General features: G+C 67.2%; 19 protein-coding genes and 1 pseudogene. 8 read left to right on the forward strand and 12 right to left on the reverse strand.

Translation table 11 applies throughout. The features are described 5' to 3' along the window. The first annotated feature begins 24 nt into the window (after positions 1 to 24). The gene (locus ACFTS5_RS31660; RefSeq protein WP_378638306.1) at positions 25 to 1,497 is read left to right on the forward strand and encodes a DHA2 family efflux MFS transporter permease subunit; all 1,473 of its coding nucleotides are present in this window, start codon (positions 25 to 27) and stop codon (positions 1,495 to 1,497) included. Positions 1,498 to 1,546: 49 nt separating this feature from the next. Here the strand turns inward: ACFTS5_RS31660 and ACFTS5_RS31665 are convergent, their stop codons facing one another. Continuing rightward, positions 1,547 to 2,170, reverse strand: a complete 624-nt coding sequence (locus tag ACFTS5_RS31665; protein WP_378638309.1) for a Uma2 family endonuclease — start codon at positions 2,168 to 2,170, stop codon at positions 1,547 to 1,549. A gap of 84 nt (positions 2,171 to 2,254) precedes the next feature. Further along, positions 2,255 to 3,859: a molybdopterin-dependent oxidoreductase gene (locus tag ACFTS5_RS31670; protein ID WP_378638312.1), complete on the reverse strand. Its 1,605-nt coding sequence runs from the start codon at positions 3,857 to 3,859 to the stop codon at positions 2,255 to 2,257. A 125-nt stretch (positions 3,860 to 3,984) separates the two neighbouring features. Between ACFTS5_RS31670 and ACFTS5_RS31675 the strand changes: the two genes are divergently transcribed. Together ACFTS5_RS31675 and ACFTS5_RS31680 are read left to right on the forward strand one after the other, a co-directional pair. After that, the gene (locus ACFTS5_RS31675) at positions 3,985 to 4,407 is read left to right on the forward strand and encodes a hypothetical protein (RefSeq protein WP_378638315.1); all 423 of its coding nucleotides are present in this window, start codon (positions 3,985 to 3,987) and stop codon (positions 4,405 to 4,407) included. 83 nt (positions 4,408 to 4,490) lie between these two features. Next, positions 4,491 to 5,096: pseudogene (locus ACFTS5_RS31680) on the forward strand (cutinase family protein); the annotation flags it as partial. A 156-nt stretch (positions 5,097 to 5,252) separates the two neighbouring features. On the opposite strand, the gene ACFTS5_RS31685 reads toward ACFTS5_RS31680, so the two are convergent. The 4 genes from ACFTS5_RS31685 to ACFTS5_RS31700 form a co-directional block, all read right to left on the reverse strand. Further along, positions 5,253 to 7,049, reverse strand: coding sequence for an AMP-dependent synthetase/ligase (locus ACFTS5_RS31685; protein WP_378638317.1), 1,797 nt, complete (start codon positions 7,047 to 7,049; stop codon positions 5,253 to 5,255). A 92-nt stretch (positions 7,050 to 7,141) separates the two neighbouring features. Next, the gene (locus ACFTS5_RS31690) at positions 7,142 to 8,095 is read right to left on the reverse strand and encodes an alpha/beta hydrolase (RefSeq protein WP_378638320.1); all 954 of its coding nucleotides are present in this window, start codon (positions 8,093 to 8,095) and stop codon (positions 7,142 to 7,144) included. A gap of 26 nt (positions 8,096 to 8,121) precedes the next feature. After that, the gene (locus ACFTS5_RS31695) at positions 8,122 to 8,955 is read right to left on the reverse strand and encodes an SDR family NAD(P)-dependent oxidoreductase (protein WP_378638322.1); all 834 of its coding nucleotides are present in this window, start codon (positions 8,953 to 8,955) and stop codon (positions 8,122 to 8,124) included. Continuing rightward, positions 8,952 to 10,490: a flavin-containing monooxygenase gene (locus tag ACFTS5_RS31700; RefSeq protein ID WP_378638325.1), complete on the reverse strand. Its 1,539-nt coding sequence runs from the start codon at positions 10,488 to 10,490 to the stop codon at positions 8,952 to 8,954. The genes ACFTS5_RS31695 and ACFTS5_RS31700 overlap by 4 nt, the downstream gene beginning before the upstream one ends. A 68-nt stretch (positions 10,491 to 10,558) precedes the next feature. Here ACFTS5_RS31700 and ACFTS5_RS31705 point away from each other — a divergent pair, with 68 nt between their 5' ends. Continuing rightward, positions 10,559 to 11,194, forward strand: coding sequence for a TetR/AcrR family transcriptional regulator (locus tag ACFTS5_RS31705; RefSeq protein ID WP_378638327.1), 636 nt, complete (start codon positions 10,559 to 10,561; stop codon positions 11,192 to 11,194). A 228-nt stretch (positions 11,195 to 11,422) separates the two neighbouring features. Continuing rightward, positions 11,423 to 11,866 carry a hypothetical protein gene (locus ACFTS5_RS31710; RefSeq protein ID WP_378638330.1) on the forward strand — a complete coding sequence of 148 codons (444 nt, stop codon included), beginning with the start codon at positions 11,423 to 11,425 and terminating at the stop codon, positions 11,864 to 11,866. A 62-nt stretch (positions 11,867 to 11,928) separates the two neighbouring features. On the opposite strand, the gene ACFTS5_RS31715 is transcribed toward ACFTS5_RS31710, so the two are convergent. Then, positions 11,929 to 12,510 carry a helix-turn-helix domain-containing protein gene (locus ACFTS5_RS31715; RefSeq protein ID WP_378638332.1) on the reverse strand — a complete coding sequence of 194 codons (582 nt, stop codon included), beginning with the start codon at positions 12,508 to 12,510 and terminating at the stop codon, positions 11,929 to 11,931. 82 nt (positions 12,511 to 12,592) lie between these two features. Here ACFTS5_RS31715 and ACFTS5_RS31720 point away from each other — a divergent pair, with 82 nt between their 5' ends. After that, positions 12,593 to 13,555, forward strand: coding sequence for an NAD(P)/FAD-dependent oxidoreductase (locus ACFTS5_RS31720; protein WP_378638335.1), 963 nt, complete (start codon positions 12,593 to 12,595; stop codon positions 13,553 to 13,555). Positions 13,556 to 13,646: 91 nt separating this feature from the next. Here ACFTS5_RS31720 and ACFTS5_RS31725 read toward each other — a convergent pair whose 3' ends face one another. The 3 genes from ACFTS5_RS31725 to ACFTS5_RS31735 form a co-directional block, all read right to left on the reverse strand. Then, entirely contained in the window at positions 13,647 to 13,865 is a 219-nt protein-coding gene (locus ACFTS5_RS31725; protein ID WP_378638337.1) for a hypothetical protein, read from the reverse strand. A 238-nt stretch (positions 13,866 to 14,103) separates the two neighbouring features. Next, complete coding sequence (locus tag ACFTS5_RS31730; protein ID WP_378638340.1) at positions 14,104 to 14,484, reverse strand: ADP-ribosylation/crystallin J1; 381 nt, start codon at positions 14,482 to 14,484, stop codon at positions 14,104 to 14,106. A gap of 56 nt (positions 14,485 to 14,540) precedes the next feature. Beyond that, the gene (locus tag ACFTS5_RS31735) at positions 14,541 to 15,395 is read right to left on the reverse strand and encodes a helix-turn-helix transcriptional regulator (RefSeq protein ID WP_378638343.1); all 855 of its coding nucleotides are present in this window, start codon (positions 15,393 to 15,395) and stop codon (positions 14,541 to 14,543) included. A gap of 101 nt (positions 15,396 to 15,496) precedes the next feature. Here ACFTS5_RS31735 and ACFTS5_RS31740 point away from each other — a divergent pair, with 101 nt between their 5' ends. Then, complete coding sequence (locus tag ACFTS5_RS31740) at positions 15,497 to 16,213, forward strand: SDR family NAD(P)-dependent oxidoreductase (RefSeq protein WP_378638345.1); 717 nt, start codon at positions 15,497 to 15,499, stop codon at positions 16,211 to 16,213. Continuing rightward, positions 16,207 to 16,680 (forward strand): hypothetical protein, encoded by a 474-nt coding sequence (locus ACFTS5_RS31745; protein ID WP_378638348.1) that lies wholly within the window; start codon positions 16,207 to 16,209, stop codon positions 16,678 to 16,680. The genes ACFTS5_RS31740 and ACFTS5_RS31745 overlap by 7 nt, the downstream gene beginning before the upstream one ends. Positions 16,681 to 16,691: 11 nt before the next feature. Here ACFTS5_RS31745 and ACFTS5_RS31750 read toward each other — a convergent pair whose 3' ends face one another. Next, entirely contained in the window at positions 16,692 to 17,858 is a 1,167-nt protein-coding gene (locus tag ACFTS5_RS31750) for a hypothetical protein (protein WP_378638350.1), read from the reverse strand. A gap of 285 nt (positions 17,859 to 18,143) precedes the next feature. Further along, positions 18,144 to 21,932, reverse strand: a complete 3,789-nt coding sequence (locus ACFTS5_RS31755) for a multifunctional oxoglutarate decarboxylase/oxoglutarate dehydrogenase thiamine pyrophosphate-binding subunit/dihydrolipoyllysine-residue succinyltransferase subunit (RefSeq protein ID WP_378638353.1) — start codon at positions 21,930 to 21,932, stop codon at positions 18,144 to 18,146. Positions 21,933 to 21,949 lie beyond the last annotated feature (17 nt).

Here is a 21,949-nt window from a genome sequence, read left to right on the forward strand (position 1 = left end):
CTCTCCTCGATTGGAACGAATTCGATGACCACCCAACGCAATCCGTGGCTAGCGCTCTTCGCGCTGGTGGTCGGGTTCTTCATGATCCTGCTGGACATGACGATCGTCGCGGTCGCCAATCCGGCAATCATGACCGACCTCAGCACCGACATCTCCAACGTCATCTGGGTCACCAGCGCCTACCTGCTCACCTACGCGGTGCCGCTGCTGGTCACCGGTCGGCTCGGTGACAAGTTCGGGCCGAAGAACATCTACCTGATCGGCCTCGCGATCTTCACCGGCGCCTCGCTGTGGTGCGGCCTGTCCGGCAGCATCGGCATGCTGATCGCCGCCCGCGCCGCCCAAGGCATCGGTGCCGCGCTGATGACGCCGCAGACGATGGCCGTGATCACCCGCACCTTCGCGCCGGACAAGCGCGGCGCCGCGATGGGCCTGTGGGGTGGCGTCGCGGGGCTGGCGACGCTGATCGGCCCCATCCTCGGTGGCGTGCTGGTCGACAACCTCGGCTGGGAATGGATCTTCTTCGTCAACGTGCCGGTCGGCATCATCGCGTTCGGCCTGGCCGTGTGGCTGGTGCCCGCGCTGCCGACCAGCGACCACAAGTTCGACATCGTCGGTGTGATTCTCAGCGGAGTCGGCATGCTCGCCCTGGTTTTCGGTATCCAGGAGGGCAATTCGCAGGACTGGTCGCTGCGGATCTGGCTGCTGATCGGCTTCGGCGTGGTGATGCTGGTGGTGTTCGTGATCAACCAGGCGCGCAACAAGGGCGAACCGCTGGTGCCGCTGAGCCTGTTCCGGGACCGCAATTTCGCGCTGTCGAACCTGGCGATCGCCGCGATGGGCGCCGCGATCACCTCGATGATGGTGCCCTCGTACTTCTACCTGCAGGCGGTGCGCGAGATGTCGCCGACCATGTCGGCGCTGGTCTTCGCGCCGATGGCGATCATCACCGGTGTCACCGCGCCGTTCATCGGCAAGGTGTCGGACAAGCTGCCGCCCCGGCTGCTGCCGACGATCGGATTCGTGCTGTTCGCCGGTTCGGTGGCGTCGTTCGGCGCGCTCATGAGCCCGGATTCGTCGCTCGTCTGGTTCCTGCTCGCCGCGGCCGTCGCTGGCTTGGCCAACGCCTGCATCTGGGCTCCGCTCGCCACGACCGCCACCCACAACCTGCCGGTCACCCAGGCGGGTGCGGGCGCCGGCATCTACAACACCACTCGCCAGGTCGGCTCGGTGCTCGGTAGCGCGGCGATCAGCGCCCTGATCGCCGCCCGTCTGACCGCCAACGGCCTCGGCAGTGGCGGCCCGGTCGGCGAGGGCGCGGCCACCGGCCCCCTCCCGCCGCAGATCATCGACGAATTCAGCACCGCGCTGGCCCAGTCGATGATCCTGCCCGCCGCCATCCTGCTGATCGGCGTCGTCGCCTCGGCGCTGTTCGTGGGCCACGGCAAGTCCGCCGGAAAGGCGCCCGATCGGGAGAAAGCCGACGCTGCGGCCTGATCGCGGAGTGAGCCTGCTCGTCGCGAGCCATAGGCGACGGGCAGCGGGCTCACAGCACCAAGTTGCTCAACTGCTTCCAGTCGATCTGGCAGCGGAGCGGCGCCTCGACGGTTGATTCGCCATCCGACGGTCGCAGCTCGAGATGCGGGATGTACTGACCGAGTACGTGATCGAGGACGAAGATCTTGATCATGCTGACACTGTTGTCGGCGACCCATACCAGCCAATACCACGGAATTCCCGCCAGCGCGTACTCGGTCTTCTTGTCGGCGATGTCGACCATTTCGGTGCCCGGCGAGATCACTTCGATCGCAATCTTCAGCAGCGATGCGGGGAGGGGCCGCAGCTCGTTCGGAGCGCAGTCGAACAGCGCGACATCGGGGCGCCGGATAGTGGCGCGCGGAAATTCCCACAGCACCACGTCGAAGTCCGTATCGACGTCCAAACAGCCGCCGTACTGGTTGACGTGGGCGAGCGCCGCCGCTTCCACGAGATCGGCCAGCCGCCGCGCGGCCTTCTGGTGCGCACGGTTCGGTGATTCAGCACGCACGATGTCACCGTTGACCACCTCGACCTGGCGGCAGTAGTCCTCCGGTAGCTTGCGCCAGATCTCCAGGGTCACCGGCTCCGGCTGCAAGTTATCGCTGGTCGCCCAGTCGAAGATGGCGGACACGTGCGCTCCTAGGTTGTGCTGATTTGTGCACGAATACGCACCATCTTGCCAGCAACTCGCCGCATCTTCTTGCACGTTCCCGCTTTACTGCACCTGGATGGTGAGGGCGGGGTAGCCGGTGGCGCCATCGGGGACGACGTCTTGTTCGACGGCGGTCTGTGGCTGACCTGTGGTGTCGGTAGTGCGGGCGCGCAGGGTGTGCTGGCCGGGGGTGGCTTCCCAGTCGTAGGTCCACTGACGCCAGGTGTCGACGGTGACCTCGGTGGACAGGCGGGCGGGGCGCCAGTCACCGTTGTCGACCTGCACCTCGACGCCGGTGACACCGCGATGCTGGGCCCACGCGACACCGGCGATCACGGTGCGGCCCTGCGGGATTCGGCCGCGCCCGCGTGGGGTGTCGATGCGGGTGCCGGTTTTGATCGGGCCCTGCGCCGACCAGCCGCGCCGGGTCCAGTAGGCGGTCGCCCGGTCGAAGCGGGTGACCTCGAGTTCGGTGACCCACTTGGTGGCGGAGACGTACCCGTAAAGGCCCGGGACGACGAGGCGAGCGGGGTAGCCGTGCTGGACCGGGAGGGGTTCGCCGTTCATGCCGATGGCGAGGAGGGCGTCGCGGCCGTCCATGAGGACCGAGAGGGGTGAACCCGCGGTCCAGCCGTCCTTGCTGTGCGACAGCACCATGTCGGCGTCGGGGTGCGGTCGTGCTTCGGCGAGGAGTTCGTCGAGGCGATAGCCGAGCCAGCGGGCGTTGCCGATCAGGTCGCCGTTGATCGGGTTGGAGACGCACGCCAGGGTGACCAGGCGCTCCACCGGGGTGCGGCGAAGGAGGTCGTCCCAGGTGAGAGTGATTTCCTGGTCGACCATCCCGTGGATGCGCAGGGACCAGGAGTCTGTGGACACCTGGGGAACGATCAGCGCGGTGTCGATCCGGTAGAAGTCGCTGTTCGGGGTGATGTACGAGGTGAGTCCGGGCATCCGGAGATCGGCATCCGGTGGAAGATCGGGCAACGGTGCTGTCGCCCTGGGCAATTCGACCGTCTCGCGCTCGGCCGTCACATCGTGGCGAGCGCCGCCGAGCAGCCGGCCCGCCAGGCCGGCTCCGAGAGCGAGCACCCCGGTCGCCGCGATGCCACCGAGCACGCGCCGCCGCCCGGCTCCTGCGATCGACGCGCCGGTGCGGATCAGGCTTTCCTCGCCGCCTACGTCCGGCGCCGCGGTGGCCTCGCCGAGTGGTGGCGCAGCGGGTTCCGTCGCCGGTCGCAGCGAATCGGATGCGTCATCGATCCGCCGGGTCAGTTTTCGCAACGCGAGAATTCCAGCGGCGGTACCGATCAGCGCGGGCAGCGCACCGGCGAACCCGCCGACTCTCCCGGCGCCGACGACGGCGGCGACCACGCCGAAAATCGCGAACACTACCGATCCGATCGGTCGAGCCGCTCGCTCGAGATATCCGGCGATCGCCGCGACCGCCACCGCGACAACGCCCATGCACGCGAACAGCACGGCCTTGTCGCTGGTTCCGAACGTCGAGATCGCCCATTCCCTGACCCTGTCGGGGGTGTGGTCGACCACCGTCGCGCCGAGTGCGTACGCGGGTGCGCTCCCGGACCCGGTGAACACCGCGACCAACTCCGCCACACCGAGTACCAGTGCCGCGGCCACGATCCCGGCTATCGCCCGCAAGAACGCCATGCACAGAGCGTACGTCGCGGCCGGATCGCCCCGGTGACCGATTTGTGACGGCCGAACACCTCCCGCGGATCGGCCATCAAAACTACACTGTGTAGTAGAAACGATCCCGCTCGGCAGGAGACATGATGACCGAGACAGCACCGGACTCGACACTGCGCGCCACGACGGCGGTCTTCGCCGTCGCCCTCCTGGTCCACGGCGCCGACCACTTACGCCGCGGCATGGACGCCACCTCATCGCTGGTGAACGCCCTCGGCACCCTGCAGATCCTCTTCGCCCTCTTCACGGTGTTCCTGGTGTTCCGCAGGCACCCGGCAGCCCCACGCGCCGCGGTGTTCATCGGCTTCGCGAGCGCGATCGGTTTCACGATCGTGCACCTGCTCCCGGACTGGTTCGGTCCGCTCAGTGACAGCTTCATCAACGCGCCTGCCGCCTCCGGCGTCACCGGATTCTCCTGGTTCGCCGCACTATTCGAGATTTCGGCCGATCTGGCGATCGGCATCGCGGGTCTGCGGGTGCTGCGGTCCAGGGAGTTGAGTGTGGCCTGAACGTCGGGGCCGTCGCTCACCCGGCGGCGAATCCGGCCGAGTCGAGGCGATGGTGAACGGTCGCGGTCGGTAGTCTGCGCGGAATGACAGCACGTTCCTTTTCGCGATTCGTGTCTGCAGTCTTCTTGGCAGCCGCGATTCCCCTGGTATCGCCCACCCATTCCGCTACCGCCGAGCCCTGTTCCGATGTCGAGGTGGTGTTCGCTCGCGGGACCGCCGAGCAGGGTGGCGAACTCGGCCTGACCGGTATTTCCTTCGTCGAAGCGCTGCGCGCGAACGCGGGCGGACGCTCGGTCGGCTCCTACGGCGTCGACTACCCGGCCAGCAGCGACTTCGCCGACCGGCTGGCCTTCGCGCGCACCGTCGTGCAGGGCATCGGTGATGCTCAGCGACGGGTCGAATACCTCGCGGCGAACTGCCCGGGCGCTCGCATCGTCCTCGGCGGATACTCCCAAGGCGCGGCGCTGGCCGGTTTCGCGACCGGTGTCGGTGTGCCGGAGGGGGTGCTGCCGGAGTACGAGATGTATCTGCCGGAGCCGATGGCGCCCGAGGTGGCAGAGCACGTCGCGGCGGTCGCGCTGTTCGGCAAACCGTCGGATCGGTTCATGGCCGACGCGGACGCACCGGCGGTCTCGGTCGGCGCGCTCTACAAGAACAAGACCATCGAGCTGTGTATCCCCTCGGACAACATCTGCGACGGTTCCCCGCTCGCCCAGCCCAACGTCTCGCACACCCTCTACGGCATCAACGGAATGACCGTCACGCGGCACAATTCGCGGCGCAACGGTTCTGAACAGCCGAAAGGCCGGTTGCGCGAACGCAACCGGCCTTTCGTGCGCGTGGGATCAGGAGTAGATCTTGTCTACTTCGCCCGCGTACTGCTTCATGACGACGGCGCGCTTGAGCGACATCTTCGGGGTGAGCTCGCCACCCTCCTGGGTCCAGTCGACCGGGAGGATACGGATCTTCTTGATCGCCTCGGCCTTGGAGACCTTCTTGTTGGTCTCGTCGATCGCGGCCTGCACCTCGGCGACCAGCGCCGGGTTCTCGATCAGGGTCTCGATCGCGGTGTCGGCGGCGACGCCGTTGCGATCCTTCCAGCCCGGCAGGGCCTCCGGGTCGAGCGTGATCAGCGCGCCGATGAAGGGCTGGCCGTCACCGACGACCATGACCTGGCTGATCAGCGGGTGCGCGCGCAGGGAGTCCTCGAGGATCGCGGGGGAGACGTTCTTGCCGCCCGCGGTGACCAGGATTTCCTTCTTGCGGCCGGTGATGGTGACGAAGCCGTCGGCGTCGATGGCGCCCAGGTCGCCGGTCTTGAACCAGCCGTCCTCGAACGCCTCCTCGGTGGCCTCGGCGTTGCCCCAATAACCGTCGAACACGACCGAGCCCTTGAGCAGCAGCTCGCCGTCCTCGGCGATCTTGGCCGCGTGGCCCTGGATCGGGCGACCGACCGAGCCGACCCGGATGAACGCGGGCGTGTTCACGGTGAACGCGGCGGTGGTCTCGGTCAGGCCGTAGCCCTCGTAGATCGTCACGCCGGCGCCGCGGAAGAAGTGGCCGAGGCGCGCGCCCAGCGGGCCGCCACCGGAGACAGCGGCCAGGCACTGGCCACCGAGGGCCGCGCGCAGCTTGCTGTAGACCAGCTTGTCGAAGACGAAGTGCTTGAGCTTGAGCAGCAGGTCGGGGCCGCCCTTGGTCTCGAGCGCCGTGCTGTAGGCGATGGCGGTCTCCGCGGCGGCGTCGAAGATCTTGCCCTTGCCGCCGTCGTGCGCCTTCTGCTTGGCGGAGTTGAAGACCTTCTCGAACACGCGCGGCACCGAGAGGATGAAGTCCGGCTTGAAGTCGCCGAACTGCTCGACCAGGGTGGTCCAGTCCGAGCTGTGGCGGATGGTCACCTTGGAATCGAAGGCGATCAGCGCGACGGCGCGGGCGAACACGTGCGCCAGCGGCAGGAACAGCAGGGTCTTCTGGCCCTCGGAGACGAACGCGCTGAGCTCGATGCCGCCCGAACGCGATTCCGCCCACAGGTTCGCGTGGGTCAGCTGGACGCCCTTGGGGCGGCCGGTGGTGCCCGAGGTGTAGATCAGGGTCGCGGGGGAGGCCGCGCCGACCTGCTTGCGACGCTCGTGCACGACGGAGTCGTCCAGCTCGGCACCGCGCTCGGTGAGCGTGTCGATGGCGCCCTTGTCGATCTGCAGGGTCTCGGCCAGCGCGGGCAGCGAACCGGCTTCGATCTCGTCGATCGTGGCGCGGTGCTTGTCGTTCTCGACGACCAGCAGCTTGGTCTCGGAATCCTGCAGGATCCACTTGGCCTGCTCGGCGGCCGAGCTGTCGTAGATCGCGACGGTCACGCCACCGGCGGCCCAGATCGCGAAGTCCAGCAGCGTCCACTCGTAGCGGGTGGCCGCCATGATCGCGACGCGGTCGCCCAGCTCGATGCCGGCGGCGATCAGGCCCTTGGCCACGCCGAGGACGGCCTTCTCGAACTGTGCCGCCGTGACGTCATTCCAGCCGCCGCTGCCGTTCGGGACGTTGAACAAAACCGTGTTCGGCGTCTCCTGCGCGAAGCGGAAGACGTTGTCGGAATTGTTCGCATCGTCCGGGATGGTGTAGGAAGCCGGAACTTCGAACTCTCGCATCTGTGCCCTTCCAGTGGGTTCTACTCGCCAGTAATCTACGACACGTTGGGGCGGGTCGCGATATCGCCGCCCGAATTGCCCGTCACCAGGCTTTATCGTAAATCGTCTATCGATACCGGCTGAATTGCTTCTCGCAGGAATTCCGCGAGTTCGCTGAGAGCCAGCGCTGCCTCGGTGACCAGCGCGGCTTGCAGTTGCGCGACGTGCCAGAGGCCGCGGGTTTCGGTGAAGCGGACGTGCACGCCCGCTCCACGCAGGGCTGAGACGAGCTTGCGACACTGGTTGTGCAGGAGTTCGCTCACATCGACCTGCACGTAGGTGGGCGGCAGGCCGATCAGGTTGCCCGACAGCGGGGCGTATCCCGCTTCGGTCGCGGCGGCGTCGCCGAGATAGTGGGCGGCGCACGCTCGCGACCACGTTCGGTTGATCACCAGGTCGCGATCCTTGCTCGGTACCTCGGTGGGGTCCACCCATGGCGCGATGAGGCCGAGTGCGGCGGGGGTCATCTGATGCTTTTCGATCAGCCGCTGGGCCAGTGCCATCGCCAGGCCGCCGCCTGCCGAGTCGCCGGCCACACAGATCTGTTCGGGTCGGTAGCCGACGTTGCCGACCAGGTCGAGGAACGCGGCCTCGGCGTCGTCGAGTCCGGCCGGGAACGGGTGCTCCGGCGCCAGTCGGTAGTCCAGCGAGTACACCGCGCACGCTGTCTCGCGGGCGAGCCCGGCCACCAGCGAACGGTGTGTGGCGATGGAACCGACCACGTAGCCGCCGCCGTGCAGGTACAAGATCGCGCCCGCGGCACGTTCGGGCGGTACCGCCCGGGTACGCGAACCCGGAATGGCGGTTTCGGCGATCACGCGTTCGGCGGGGCGCCCACCCAGCTGCAGGTGCTGCACGACCGAACCGTCGGGCACCAACTGCAGCCGGGAGACCGCGTCGAGCAGAACGCGCTGCACCGCGACCGGTAGCCGCGCGTTGAGGGTCACCCGGAACACCGGGTCGAGCAACGCACGGGCGATCGGCAGCGGAATCTTGAACTCGCGCATGGAGTTTCCTCGGATCTAGCGGAGCGTCAGTGTGGCATGAAGCGGCCGTTGACCACGGCCGAGATCCGGCTGTAGCCGGAGGCGAGGAAGCGCACGCTCACGTCGAGCACCTTGGCCTCCCAGCCGATCAGCACGCGGGCCTGCCCCTTGCGCACGCCCTCGGTGATGGTCTGCGCGGCCATCTCCGGGCTGTGAATCGCCAGGTACTTGTCGAACAGAGTGGCGGCGTTGGCGCCGTCCATGCCCTCGGCGTAGGTGGCGTTGCGGGCGACCGCGGTCTTGATGCCACCGGGATGCACGCAGGTGACCTTGACCGGCGCCTTGGCGACCTTCATCTCCTGGAACAGCGCCTCGGTGAAGCCGCGCACCGCGAACTTGGCCGAGTTGTAGGCCGCCTGGCCGGGCACGGCGACCAGGCCGAAGAGGCTGGACACGTTGATCACGTGGCCGTCGCCGGACTCGATCAGCATCGGCAGGAACGCCTTGGTGCCGTTGACGACGCCCCAGAAGTCCACATCCATGATGCGTTCGATGTCTTTGAACTCGGTCTTGATCACGTCGCCGTGGTAGGCGATGCCCGCGTTGTTGTAGATCTGGTGCACGACGCCGAAGTGCGCCTTCACCTGATCGGCGTAGAGCAGGAACGCCTCGCGCTCGGCCACGTTGAGCCGGTCGGACTTCACCTGCGCGCCCAGCTTCTCGCAGGACGCGACGGTCTGGGCCAGGCCCTCGGCGTCGATGTCGGACAGCGCGAGTTTGGCGCCACGCGCGGCCAGGTTCTCGGCCAGCGCGCGACCGATGCCGGAGCCCGCTCCGGTGATCACGCATACCTTGTTCGTGAAGTAAGCATCTTTGCTCACTGTGCTGCCACCACTTCCCTGTCGGCGTCTGCGATTGTCGTAGTGTAGGCGGCGGCATCGAAATGCCGTGTGAGCCTACGGAATTCGAACGTGAAGTCCGGCCACAACGTGGTGTTGTTGCCGTGCTTGTCCAGGTACCAGCTGGCGCACCCGCCAGTGTTCCAGACAGTCTTGCCCAACTTTTCCTGCAGGTCGGCGTTGTAGGCCTGCTGCACGTCTTCGCGAACCTCGACCGTGCGCAGACCCTGGGAGTCGATCGTCGCCAGCGCGTCGCTGACGTAGTTGATCTGCGATTCGATCATGAACACCATCGAGGTGTGGCCGAGGCCGACATTCGGGCCGACCAGGAAGAACATATTGGGGAAGTTCGCGATGGCCGAGCCCTTGTAGGCCTGCTGGCCGATCTCGTCGAACACCTCGGCCAGCGTGCGCCCGTCGCGTCCGACCATCGAGTTGTAGGTCGGGGAGTCGGTGACGTGGAAGCCGGTGGCCACGATGAGCGCATCGATCTCGCGCTCGGTGCCGTCCTTGGTGACGATCGAGCCCGGCTTCACCTCGGCGATGCCGTCGGTGATCACGTCGACATTGTCGCGATCCAGCGCGGGGTAGTAGTCGTTGGAGATCAGCATGCGCTTGCAGCCGATCCGGTAGTTCGGGGTGACCTTCTTGCGCAGTTCGGGATCGCGGATCTCGATCTGCAGCTTGGCGCGCGAGAGGGCCTCGAAGGCCTTCATCAGCACGGGGAAGCGGGTCAGGCCGACGACCTGGGTCTCACGCGCGGCGTAGATGGCCGCGCGCGAGAGACGCTGCACGGCGGGGATGTGCTTGAACGCCAGCCGCTCGGGCAGCAGATACGGGCGGTCCATCCGCGGCAGCAGCCACGGCGCGGTGCGCTGGTAGACGTCGAGCGTGGCGACCTCGCTCGCGATGGCGGGCACGATCTGGATCGAGGACGCGCCGGTGCCGATCACCGCGACGCGCTTGCCGGTGAGGTCGGCGTCGTGGTTCCAGCGGGCGGAGTGGAAGATCTCGCCCTCGAAGCTGTTGATGCCCTTGATGTCCGGCAGCGACGGCTCACACAGCGCGCCGACCGCGGAGACCACGGTGTCGGCGGTGAACTCGCCCTGGGTGGAGCTGATCTCCCACTGCGCGGCCGCTTCGTTCCAGCGGATGCTCTGCACATCGCAGTCGAAGACATGGCGGTCGAGCACGTTGTAGCGCTCGGCGACGCTCTTGATGTAAGCCTGGATCTCGCCCTGCTTGGAGAACGAGCGGGTCCAGTTCGGGTTCGGGGCGAACGAGTACGAGTACAGGTGCGAAGGCACGTCGCAGGCAGCACCCGGGTAGGTGTTGTCGCGCCAGGTGCCGCCGACTTCGCTGCCGCGCTCGAGCACGAGGAAATCGTCGCGACCCTCCTGGCGCAGGCGGATGGCCAGGCCGAGGCCGGCGAACCCGCTGCCGACGATGATCGTCTTCACATGGCGGGTTTCAGCGACCCGGGGCTCGACAACGTTGTCTGTAACCTTACGACTCATGTATTGCAGAATACGGTCTTATTGAGCCGGAGTCAACAGCTATTGAGCCGGGTTCAGTAGTGGCTAGGATGGCTGGTGTGAGTACCAGGAGTGTGGGAGAGACGAAGCGTGTGCGGCTCAGCCCCGAGGAGCGTCGGCTGCAGCTGATCACCCTCGGCGCCGAAATGCTGGTCGACCGGTCGCTCGAGGACATCTCGGTCGACGACATCGCCAAGCAAGCGGGTATCTCGCGGGGCTTGCTGTTCCACTACTTCGCCTCGAAGCAGGAATTCCACGAGGCGATCGCCCGGCACGTGAGTACCGAGTTCTTCGTCGCGATCATGCCCAACCGCGAGTTGTCGCTGTTCGACATGCTGCGCGACTCGATCGAACGATTCGTCGACTACGCCACCGAGCACTCCGCGTCGTATCGCTCGGTGCTGCGCGGGCCCGCCAGCGTCACTCCCGACATGGCCGACTACGTCAACGAAACCCGCGGCGCCATCGCCGATCTCATCGTGAGCGAACTGCCGCTGCCGCCCGAGGATCCCGATCTGGCCCGGCTCACCCTGGCCATTCGCGGCTGGATCGCCTTCGTCGAGGAGACCATCCTCACCTGGATGATCGACAAGCCGATCAGTCGCGAGTCGCTGGTCGATCTGCTGGTGGAGTCGCTGCCCGCGCTGGCGCTGAGTCCGGCGTTGATCGCCGCGCTCCAGGGCTGAATTTCTCCGGGTCGCTGTTAACGCCCCGACGGGAATGTCGCGAACAACTGATGGGTTTGCACTGCCCTTCGCCGCTGCGTGCCCGCAGTATGGGCTTCCCTGAATGTGTTGTGGCACAACACATTTGGTTGCCGAATCGAGACCATTGCACTGGCTAACGGTGGGGCTGTTCGGCACGACGAAGTGGGTATGACTCTCACGAACAGCACAATTCGCAAATTCTCGGCCGTGGTTGTTTCCGCGGGCGCCGTCCTCGTCGGGCTCGGTGCGCCCGCCGGCGCGCTGCCGTCGGATCCGATCGCGGTGTTCACGCCGACGCTCAGCCGGACTCCCGGCGCCAACTGCGCGGCGATCATCAACGCCCAGACCGTGCCGCAGCCGCAATCGGGCACCTTCGGTGTACGGGTGGCGATCACCCAGACCGGAGACTTCTGTCAGCGCTATCAGGTGGCCGTGCGCTTCCGCAATCTCGATACCGGCTACAGCGACGGCCAGTCGCACCCCGTGGAGAACGGTCAGATCCTGCACGCGCCGGGCAATGTGATCGTCGGGTTCGGGACCGCGCCCGGCAAGGGCCGGGTGGAGGCCTGGATCGTGACCACCGACGAATCCCTGCCCCAGCACCAGGAATTGGAGCACATCGCGGGACGCGCGAGCTTCACGCTCGGCTGATTCTCGCTGTTTCCGCCGGGGCGAGCGCACAGGTGAGTGTGCTCGCCCCCCGTCGTGCCTGCCTAGTCGGATTTGGGGCGGGCGCGCAGATGCGCGCGCTCGCCCTGCTTGCCGAACAGGCTGATGAATTCGACGGATTGCTCGTCGGCCGCGCCGAACCAGTGCGGGATATGGGTGTCGAACTCCGCGGCTTCGCCGGGAGTGAGAATCAGATCGTTGTCGCCGAGGATCAGGCGCAGGCGACCGTTGAGCACATACAGCCACTCGTAGCCCTCGTGCACCTGCGGTGTCTGGGGGCGATTGCGGGCGCCGGGGGCGATGATCATCTTGAACGCCTGGATGCCGCCCGCGCGCTTGGTGAGCGGGAGCATGGTCATGCCGTGGCGGGTGACCGGGCGCAGGTGGATGCGCGGGTCGCCGGTGGGTGGAGCGTCGACGAGCTCGTCGAGGGTGACGCCGTGTGCCTTGGCCAGGGGGAGCAGCAGCTCCAGGGTGGGTTTGCGGTCGCCGGATTCCAGACGCGACAGGGTGCTCACCGAGATGCCGGTCTCCTGGGCCAGGTCGGCGAGGGTGGTCTGGCGCTGTTTGCGCAGGGTGCGCAGCCGAGGGCCGACCGAGTCGAGGGTTTGATCGAGGTCCTCCATGCTCCCCACTTTGCCATATCGGCAAATAAGGTTGCCAGTATTTGTCGCTGGGATGCACGGTGGATGCTCGAAGGAGGTCGAGATGACACAACTGGACGATTCGTACGACGTGGTGGTGCTCGGCGGTGGAGCCGCCGGACTGAACGCGGCGCTGATGCTGGCGCGTTCGCGGCGCTCGGTGGCCGTGATCGACGCGGGGGCGCCGCGCAACGCGCCTGCTCAGGGGGTCCACGGACTGCTCGGGCGTGAGGGGATGTCGCCGCTGGAGCTGCTCGAGCTCGGGCGAGCCGAGGTGCGCGGGTACGGCGGCCACGTCGTGTCGGGCCGGGTTGTCTCGGTGCGGCGTGCGGCAGACGTCGACGGCTCGGAATTCCTGGTGACCCTCGCCGACGAGCGCACCGTGTCGGCCCGGCGCGTTCTCGTCGCCACCGGACTCGCCGACGAGCTCCCCGATGTTCCCGGGCTGCGCGAACACTGGGGCCACGATGTCCTGCACTGCCCGTACTGCCATGGTTGGGAAGTGCGCGATCAGCGCATCGCGGTCCTGGCGAGCAGCCCGATGTCGGTGCACCAGGCGCTGCTGTTCAGCCAGCTCAGCGACGACATCGTCTTTCTGTCGCACACGGCCGACCCGGTGAGCGCCGACGATGCGGAAAAGCTGGTGGCACGCGGTATCCGGATCGTCGACGGCAAGGTGGTCGAGGTGCTCGGCGCCGACCGGCTGACAGGCGTCCAGCTCGCCGACGGCACCGTCATCGAACGTGATGCGCTGGTCGTGGCACCTCGGATGAACACCCGCGCCACGTTCCTCACCGACCTCGGCCTGATTCCCGAACCGCACCCCTCCGGCATGGGCGACCACATCCCCGCCGATCCCGTCGGCCGCACCTCGGTGCCCGGCGTCTGGATCGCGGGCAATGCCACCGATCCGTCCGCCCAGGTTGGCGCTGCCGCGGCAGCCGGGGCCATGGCCGGTGCGCAGATCAACGCGGAACTCGTGATGGCCGAAACCGCGGCCGCGGTGGCGGCACACCGAGCCGGATAGCGTCGAATCTGCGTCCGTGTAGGCCCGATCGATCCTCGCTACGACACGAAGGACCCCGTCTGAGGTGATGACGGGGTCCTTCGCTGTCGGCTCAGTTATCGGTGGCCGGGCACACGGTGCTGCTGAACGGGCACGGCTTGAACAGCTCCTCGATGAGCATCACCAACGTGGCACTCCCGCTGGTCGCGTCGGCACTGCCGGTGCCCGCCTCGGCGACCGGCACCGTCGGCGCGGCCGCCGCGGTAGCGGGCACCACCGCACCGAGTGCCACCATCGCCGCGCCCGCCATCACGAATTTCCCGATCGACACGCTAACTCCCCATTTCGACAAGTGTTGTCACAGTTGACGACATGGATGCTGCCCTCTGAACCGACCGACCGGTAGCCCGGAAAACCGGGGTTGCGGCTGCCGATTCGGGGTCTCCGGGCGACGATTTGCCCCGTCAGCCACGCAATGAGCAGGTGAACCGCCGGGATGTCCACAGCACCGCGGTGTCCGACCTACGGGTGACGGCCCTGACCGAGCCGTCTGACCCTCGATGCCCCGGTCACGCCGTTTCGGGAAGGGGAGCGTCTTCCGGGAAGCGGCGCACGACCTCGATCCTGCCGACGATGTTGCGGTTGAATTCGTCGAGATCCGCTGCGGGGATCCAGTATTCGAGGATGTCGCGGCCGCCGGCCTGTTGCACGTCGTAGTTGTCGAGGTAGTCGGTTCGGACTGCGAAGCGGGTGACGTATCCCGCGCCGGAGGCTGGCACATTCCAATCGCGGGCGATCAGCACCGCGTAGGCCTCGTTGAGGACCGGGTAGAAGATCGGCTGGTCGGGAAGGCGTGGTGGCCAGGTGCGCCAACCGGAATCGGCGACAAGCGCCAGCTCCTCGGGGCCGGTCGGCCGCCAGAGGATGATGGTGCGTGGTGCGGTGGTCATCGTTACTCCTTCGCGAGTAACGCACCGTATCCGAGCAGCCCTGTGGTGGCCATCGGTTATTCGGTGAGCGGTGTCGCGAAGGATTCGAGGCCGGTTACGCGGAGGAGGTCGAGGGCGGTCGCGGTGTGGGTGTGGGGGGTGGCGGAGTAGATGATGATGGTTTGGTCGGTGTCGGGGACGTGCATGGCGTCGCAGTCGAGAGTGAGGGCGCCGAGGTGGGGGTGGGCGATGGTTTTGGTGAGGCTGTGCATGGCGCTGGAACGGCCCGCCTGCCAGAGTGACTCGAATTCTGGGCTGCCGGTGCGTAGTTCGGTGAGCAGGCGGGTCAGGCCGGGGTCGTCGGGGTAGGTCGCTTTGACCGCGCGCAGGCAGCCCACGCAGGCGGCCGCGTTGCTGTCGGCCTCCTCGGGTGTCATTACGACCCGGCCCATGCCGGTGCCGAGGAAGCGCTGCCACATGATGTTGCGCTGGGCCACCGGGATCGCGGAGAAATCACCGAGCAGCGCCGCCGACAAGGGATTCCAGGCAAGAACATCGGATTTTGCCGAGAGCACGAGCACCGGCAGATCGGCCAGGCGATCCAGCAGCCGCAGCACGCTGGGGCGGATCACCATCGGAATCCGCCCGGCCTGCGGCGGTTCCGACCCGGCGAGCCGGAAGACGAGATCGCGGTCGACATCGGTGAGCCGCAGCGCCCTGGTCAGCGCGCCGAGCACCTGTTCCGACGGTTTCGGTCCGCGACCCTGCTCCAACCGCACGATGTAGTCGACGCTCACCCCGGCCAGGCTCGCCACTTCCTCGCGCCGCAATCCGGGGACCTGCCTGCGTGACCCGCCCGGCAGGCCCGCGTCGGCGGGGGTCAGCCGGGAACGCGCGGTGCGCAATACCGTCGCCAATTCCGCTCTGTCCACCCCTCCCATGGTGCCGCAGGACAGCGGATCAGGGGTGGTACCGCCGGTCCTATGCCGAGGCAGCACTGGAGACCGGGCCGCATCGGCGTGACTCTGGAGCCATGACGACAACGATCGCCCTGGTCACCGGGGCCAACAAGGGACTCGGCCGGGAAACGGTGCGCCGGCTGGCCGCAGCCGGCTGGCAGGTGTTCCTCGCCGCCCGCGACACCGCACTCGGCGAGGCCGCCGCCGCCGACTTCACCGCGGCCGGTTTCGACGTTCGATTCGTCCCGCTCGATGTGACCTCCGACGAGTCCGTCGCCGCGGCCGCCGACATCGTGAAGGCCACCGCGGGCCGCCTCGACGTGCTCATCAACAACGCGGGCATCGGAGGTCCGCGCAGCGCACCCTCCGAGACCGGGCCCGACGATCTGCGAGCAGTGTTCGAGACCAACGTCTTCGGACCGGTCCGGGTGACGAACGCGTTCGTGGGGCTGCTGCGGTTGTCCGACCATCCCCGCATCGTGATGGTCTCCAGCGGTGTCGGCTCGATCGCGACGGTCACCGACCCGAAGTGGCAGGGCCTGCTGCCGCCCGCCTTCGGCTACCCGAGCACCAAGGCGGCGCTGAACATGCTCACCGTCATGTACGCGAGCGAACTCGGCGAGATGAAGGTCAACGCGATCGATCCCGGCTACACCGCCACCGACCTCAACGGGCACAGTGGTTTCCAGACCGTCACCGAGGGCACCGACGCCGTCGTCGCCGTGGCGACGGCCGACCGGGACGGCCCGACCGGCGGATTCTTCGACCGAACGGGCCCCACGTCGTGGTGAGAGCGGGCGCCCTGCTCGTGGCGGTGCTCGCCGGCCTCGGCATCACCACCTATCTGATGAGAACGGAGAGCCCAGTGGCACAACCGAAGACGAGCACGGTGCTGTCGATCGGTCTGCACCCCAGCGCCGTCGACTACACGCGCTACCCGCAGATCGACGAAGCCACCCTGACCGCGCGCATCGCCGCAGGCGAAACCGCGTTGCGCGAAGCAGGTTTCGACATCGTCTCCTGCCAGGTCCCGGCCGACCCCGACGCGGCCGAAGCGGTCCTGCGCGAATGCGCGGCGGGCGGGGAGTTCCGGGTCGCGATGATCGGTGCGGGCGTACGGATGGCGCCCGAACACACTCTGCTGTTCGAGCGCTTGATCAATGTCGCGTCCGACCTCGCGCCCGGAATCCGCTTCTGTTTCAACACGTCTCCGGAATCCACGATCGACGCCCTGCGCCGCTGGGTCCAGCCCGGCTGAGAGGTATTCGCTTACTTGTGGCCGCCGCCGTGGTCGTGGCCGCAAGTGTCGGTGCGCCGGCCGTCGGCGCTCGCCTGGCCCGCACCATGACCTTCGAGCGCCGCGAACGGACCGCACTGATGCGGGGCGATCCAGACGTGCACCATCGGATTGCCCGCGCCGGGGTTGATGGAGTTGGGCGGGCAATTGCCCTGGGCGTCGAGGACACCGGCGACCACGGGGCCGTTGTCGCCCGCCTTCCAGCAGAGATTGTCGTGGACGTGCCACTGCATCAGGGAACCGCCGAAGTCCACCAGGCCCGGGTCGTCGATCTTCTTGCCGTTGGCGATGTACATCGCCGACACGAGGGTGCGGTTGGTTCCGTCGACCCGATAGACCAGCGACTCCGGGTGGGCGGGGTCGAGGAAGTTGTTGTCGCGGATGTAGCTCATGTTGATGTAGTGCTCGTACCCGGTGGCCGCGTCGCCGATCGAGCGGAAGCCCAGGGCGCCAACGGTGTTCACATCCGAGAAGGCGGGCAGGCCGTCGAGCGTGCTGCGCACCAGGTTGGTCGCGCGCGACTGCTGGTCGGACGTCACACCGGCGACACCCGACAGGTCGATCGGCTTCGTGGGATCCCACGGTCGCGGCCAGTTCGCCTCGGTGCCGTGGTCGTCGCCCGCGCCGTGTGCGTGGTCGTCGCCCCCGGCATGCGCGTGATCGCCGGTGTCGCCGTGACTGTGGACGTGCCCGACACCGTTGAGCATCGCCGCCAGCGCCAGCACCCCCACGGCCGCGGCCGCGATCCCGGACCGCATCGGCGGCAGGGTCGCGGTGGGACGGAGCAGGCCGATGCCCGCGGCGACGGCGGCCAGCGCACCCAACACCGCGCACACGGTGTCGGCCACCTGCGGTGACTCCGCGGTCAACCCGGCGATCCACCCCACATCGGCGAACCGGGTGAACGCCCACACCGCGGCGGCGAAGGCATTCACCGCGAGCATCGAACTCACAACCACCTTGCGCTCGCTCAGCAAGACCGCCAGCCCGGTCGCGCACTGGATCGCGGCGAGCACCACCATCAACCGCGCCAGGGTGGCGTGTTCGGTGTGCATGCCCGCCGCCATGAAATGCACGGCGCCCGCTCCCACCGACGCGATCCCGCCCAACAGCAGGTATCCGTTACGTCCGTTCGCCATGCCACGCTCCTGTGTTTTCTGAGCGCTGGCGCGCTCGAGCGGGGCCCTTCGGGCCCCTGATCTTCCCTCCCTCCGGGCACTCCTTCGTCGCACCCTCCACTCAGTCCAGATCAGGGCGGGCCCCTTGGGGTAGTTCGCGCCGGACATTACCGGGGCACACTGTGGCACCGTTGCCACCCGGATAAGAGAACTCTGTGACCGATGTCTCGCCGCAGTGTCCGGAAACGGCGAACGCCGGGCGGATCGCGATGATCCACCCGGCGTTCGCCGTTGTGCGAGAAGAACTTACGTGGTCGGCTCGAAAGCCTCGCCGATGATCTCGGCCTGCTCCACGGCGTGCACCTTCGACGAACCCGAGGACGGCGCCGACATGGCACGACGCGAGATGCGGCGCAGACGGCCCAGGCGCTCGGGCAGCACCTCGGGGAGGTTGAGGCCGAAGAAGGGCCATGCGCCCTGGTTGGCCGGTTCTTCCTGGACCCAGGCGATGTCGGTCGCGTTCGGGTACTTGGCCAGCGCCTCGTTGAGGCGGTACGTCGGGATCGGGTAGAGCTGTTCGATCCGGACGATCGCCACGTCTTCGCGCTTGTGCTTGGCCTTCTCCGCGGCCAGCTCGTAGTAGAGCTTGCCCGAGGTCAGCAGGATGCGCTTGACCTTGGCGGTGTCGCCGATGCCCTGTTCGTAGGTGGGCTCGTCGAACACCGAACGGAACTTCGACTCGGTGAAGTCCTTGACATCGGACACCACGGCCTTGTTGCGCAGCATCGACTTCGGCGTGAAGACGATCAGCGGACGACGGATCCCGTCGAGCGCGTGCCTGCGCAGCAGGTGGAAGTAGTTCGCCGGGGTGGACGGCACCGCCACGGTCATCGAGCCCTCAGCGCACAGCTGCAGGAACCGCTCGATGCGACCGGAGGTGTGGTCGGGACCCTGACCCTCGTGGCCGTGCGGCAGCAGCAGCACCACGTCGGAGAGCTGGCCCCACTTGGCCTCACCGGAGGAGATGAACTCGTCGATGATCGACTGGGCGCCGTTGACGAAGTCACCGAACTGCGCCTCCCACAACACGAGTGCGTTGGGGTTGCCCAGGGAGTAGCCGTATTCGAAACCGACAGCGGCGTACTCGCTCAGCGCCGAGTCGTGCACCGCGAACCAACCCGGCTTCTCCGAACCGATGTTGTGCAGCGGGGTGTACTCGACGGCGTTGATCCGGTCGATGATCACCGAGTGACGCTGGGTGAACGTGCCGCGCCGCGAATCCTGACCGGTCAGGCGCACATCGTGGCCCTGGTCGATCAGCGAACCGAAGGCGAGCAGCTCGGCGAAAGCCCAGTCCACCTTGCCCTCGTAGGCCATCTCGCGACGCTTCTCCAGCACCGGCTTCACGCGCGGGTGCACGTTGAAACCGTCGGGAGTGTTCAGGAACGCGTCACCGATGCGCTGCAGCACCGACTTGTCGACCGCGGTGACCACGGTGGCGGGCACCTTCTGGTCGTCCTCGACGGACTCCGACGGCTCCGGAACGTACTTCTCCAGCTCGCGGACCTCGTTGAACACACGCTCCAGCTGACCCTGGTAGTCGCGCAGCGCGTCCTCGGCCTCTTTCATGGAGATGTCGCCACGGCCGATCAGCGATTCGGTGTACGCCTTACGCACCGAACGCTTGGTGTCGATGATGTCGTACATCTCCGGCTGGGTCATCGAGGGATCGTCACCCTCGTTGTGCCCGCGACGGCGGTAGCAGACGAGGTCGATGACGACGTCCTTGCGGAACTTCTGCCGGAAGTCGACCGCGAGGCGTGCGACCCAGTCGCAGGCCTCCGGGTCGTCACCGTTGACGTGGAAGATCGGCGCGCCGATGAACTTCGCGATGTCGGTGGAGTACTCGGTGGAGCGGCTGTTCTCCGGCGCCGTGGTGAAGCCGATCTGGTTGTTCACCACGATGTGGATGGTGCCGCCCACGCGGTAACCACGCAGACCCGACAGGTTCAGCGTCTCGGCGACCACGCCCTGACCGGCGAACGCGGCGTCGCCGTGCAGCATCAGCGGCATCACCGAGAAGCCGTCGGGGCCGTCGCCCTTGTCGAGCAGGTCCTGCTTGGCGCGCACCAGGCCCTCGAGGACGGGGTCGACCGCCTCCAGGTGCGAGGGGTTCGCGGTGAGCGAGACCTCGATCTCGTTGTCGCCGAACATCTGCAGGTACTGGCCGTGCGCACCGAGGTGGTACTTCACGTCGCCGGAGCCGTGGGTGGCCGCCGGGTTCATGTTGCCCTCGAACTCGGTGAAGATCTTCGAGTACGGCTTGCCGACGATGTTGGCGAGCACGTTGAGGCGACCGCGGTGCGGCATGCCGATGACGACCTCGTCCATGCCGTATTCGGCGCACTGGTCGATGGTGGCGTCCATCATCGGAATGACGGCTTCGGCGCCTTCGAGCGAGAAACGCTTCTGGCCGACGTACTTGGTCTGCAGGAAGGTCTCGAACGCCTCGGCCGCGTTGAGCCGGTTCAGGATGTACTTCTGCTGCGCGACAGTCGGTTTGACGTGCTTCTGCTCGACCCGATCCTGCATCCACTTGAGCTGATCGGTCTCGAGGATGTGGGTGTACTCCACGCCGACGTGGCGGCAGTACGCGTCACGCAGGATCGACAGCACGTCGCGCAGCTTCATCCGCTCCTGGCCGTGGAAACCGCCCACGTCGAAGGTGCGGTCCAGGTCCCACAGGGTGAGGCCGTGCTCGGTGACGTCGAGGTCGGGGTGGCTGCGGAACTTGTCCTTGACCAGGCGCAGCGGATCGGTGTCGGCCATCAGGTGGCCGCGGTTGCGGTAGGCCGCGATCATCTCGAGCACCCGCGCGCTCTTGTCGACGCCGCGCGCGCTGATGTCCTTGCGCCAGCGGATCGGCTCGTACGGCACGCCGAGGCCGTGGAAGATCTCGTCGTAGAACTCGTCGGAGATCAGCAGGTTGTGGATGGTGCGCAGGAAGTCGCCCGACTCGGCGCCCTGGATGATGCGGTGGTCGTAGGTCGAGGTCAGCGTCATCAGCTTGCCGACGCCGATGTCGGCGATCCGCTCGTCGCTCATGCCCTGGAACTCGGCGGGGTACTCCATCGCACCGGCGCCGATGATCGCGCCCTGGCCCGGCATGAGGCGCGGCACCGAGTGGACGGTGCCGATGGTGCCGGGGTTGGTCAGCGAGATGGTGACGCCGGAGAAGTCGTCGTTACCGAGCTTGCCCTCGCGTGCCCGGCGCACGACGTCCTCGTAGGCCGCGTGGAACTGACCGAAGCTCATGTCTTCGGTTTCCTTGATGGCGGCCACGGCCAGCGATCGGTTGCCGTCCTTGCCCTGGAGGTCGATCGCCAGGCCCAGGTTGGTGTGGGCCGGGGTGACCGAGTTCGGCTTGCCGTCGATCTCGGCGAAGTGGCGGTTCAGGTTCGGGAACGTCTTGATCGCCTGCACGATCGCGTAACCCAGCAGGTGGGTGAACGAGATCTTGCCGCCGCGGGTGCGGGCGAGGTGGTTGTTGATCACCAGACGGTTGTCGATCATCAGCTTGGCCGGGATCGCGCGCACCGACGTCGCGGTGGGGATCGTCAGCGAGGCCGACATGTTCTTGGCGATCGCGGCGGCGGGGCCGCGCAGCACCTTGTTCTCCGGACCGGCGGCGGCAGCCTTGGGTGCGGTGGTGGCCGGTGCGTTCGACACCGGTGCAGGTGTGGTCTGCGGCGCACGCACGGTCTTGGCGGCCGGAGCCGGAGCCGGAGCCGGAGCGGCGGGCGGAGCCGAAGCCGCGGGGGGCTTGGGCGGTGCCGTCGCTACCACGGCTTTGGGAGCCGGGGTCTGCGCAGCGGCCGCCTTGGGGGCTGCGGCTGCTGAGGGAGCGGAGGAGGCGACCGGTGCCTGGCTGTTAGCGGATTCGGTGGCTTCCGGCGTGTAATCCGCGAGAAACTCGTGCCAACTCGCGTCGACCGAGGACGGGTCCTGTTTGAACTTCTGATACATCTCGTCGACTAGCCACTGGTTCTGTCCGAACTGGGAAGTTGAGCTGCTCACAGCTGGTGTTCGCCTCATTTCGTTCTTCGCGCTGC

Origin of the sequence: Nocardia sp. NPDC056952, from assembly GCF_042674185.1 — a bacterium.
GTDB lineage: Bacteria > Actinomycetota > Actinomycetes > Mycobacteriales > Mycobacteriaceae > Nocardia.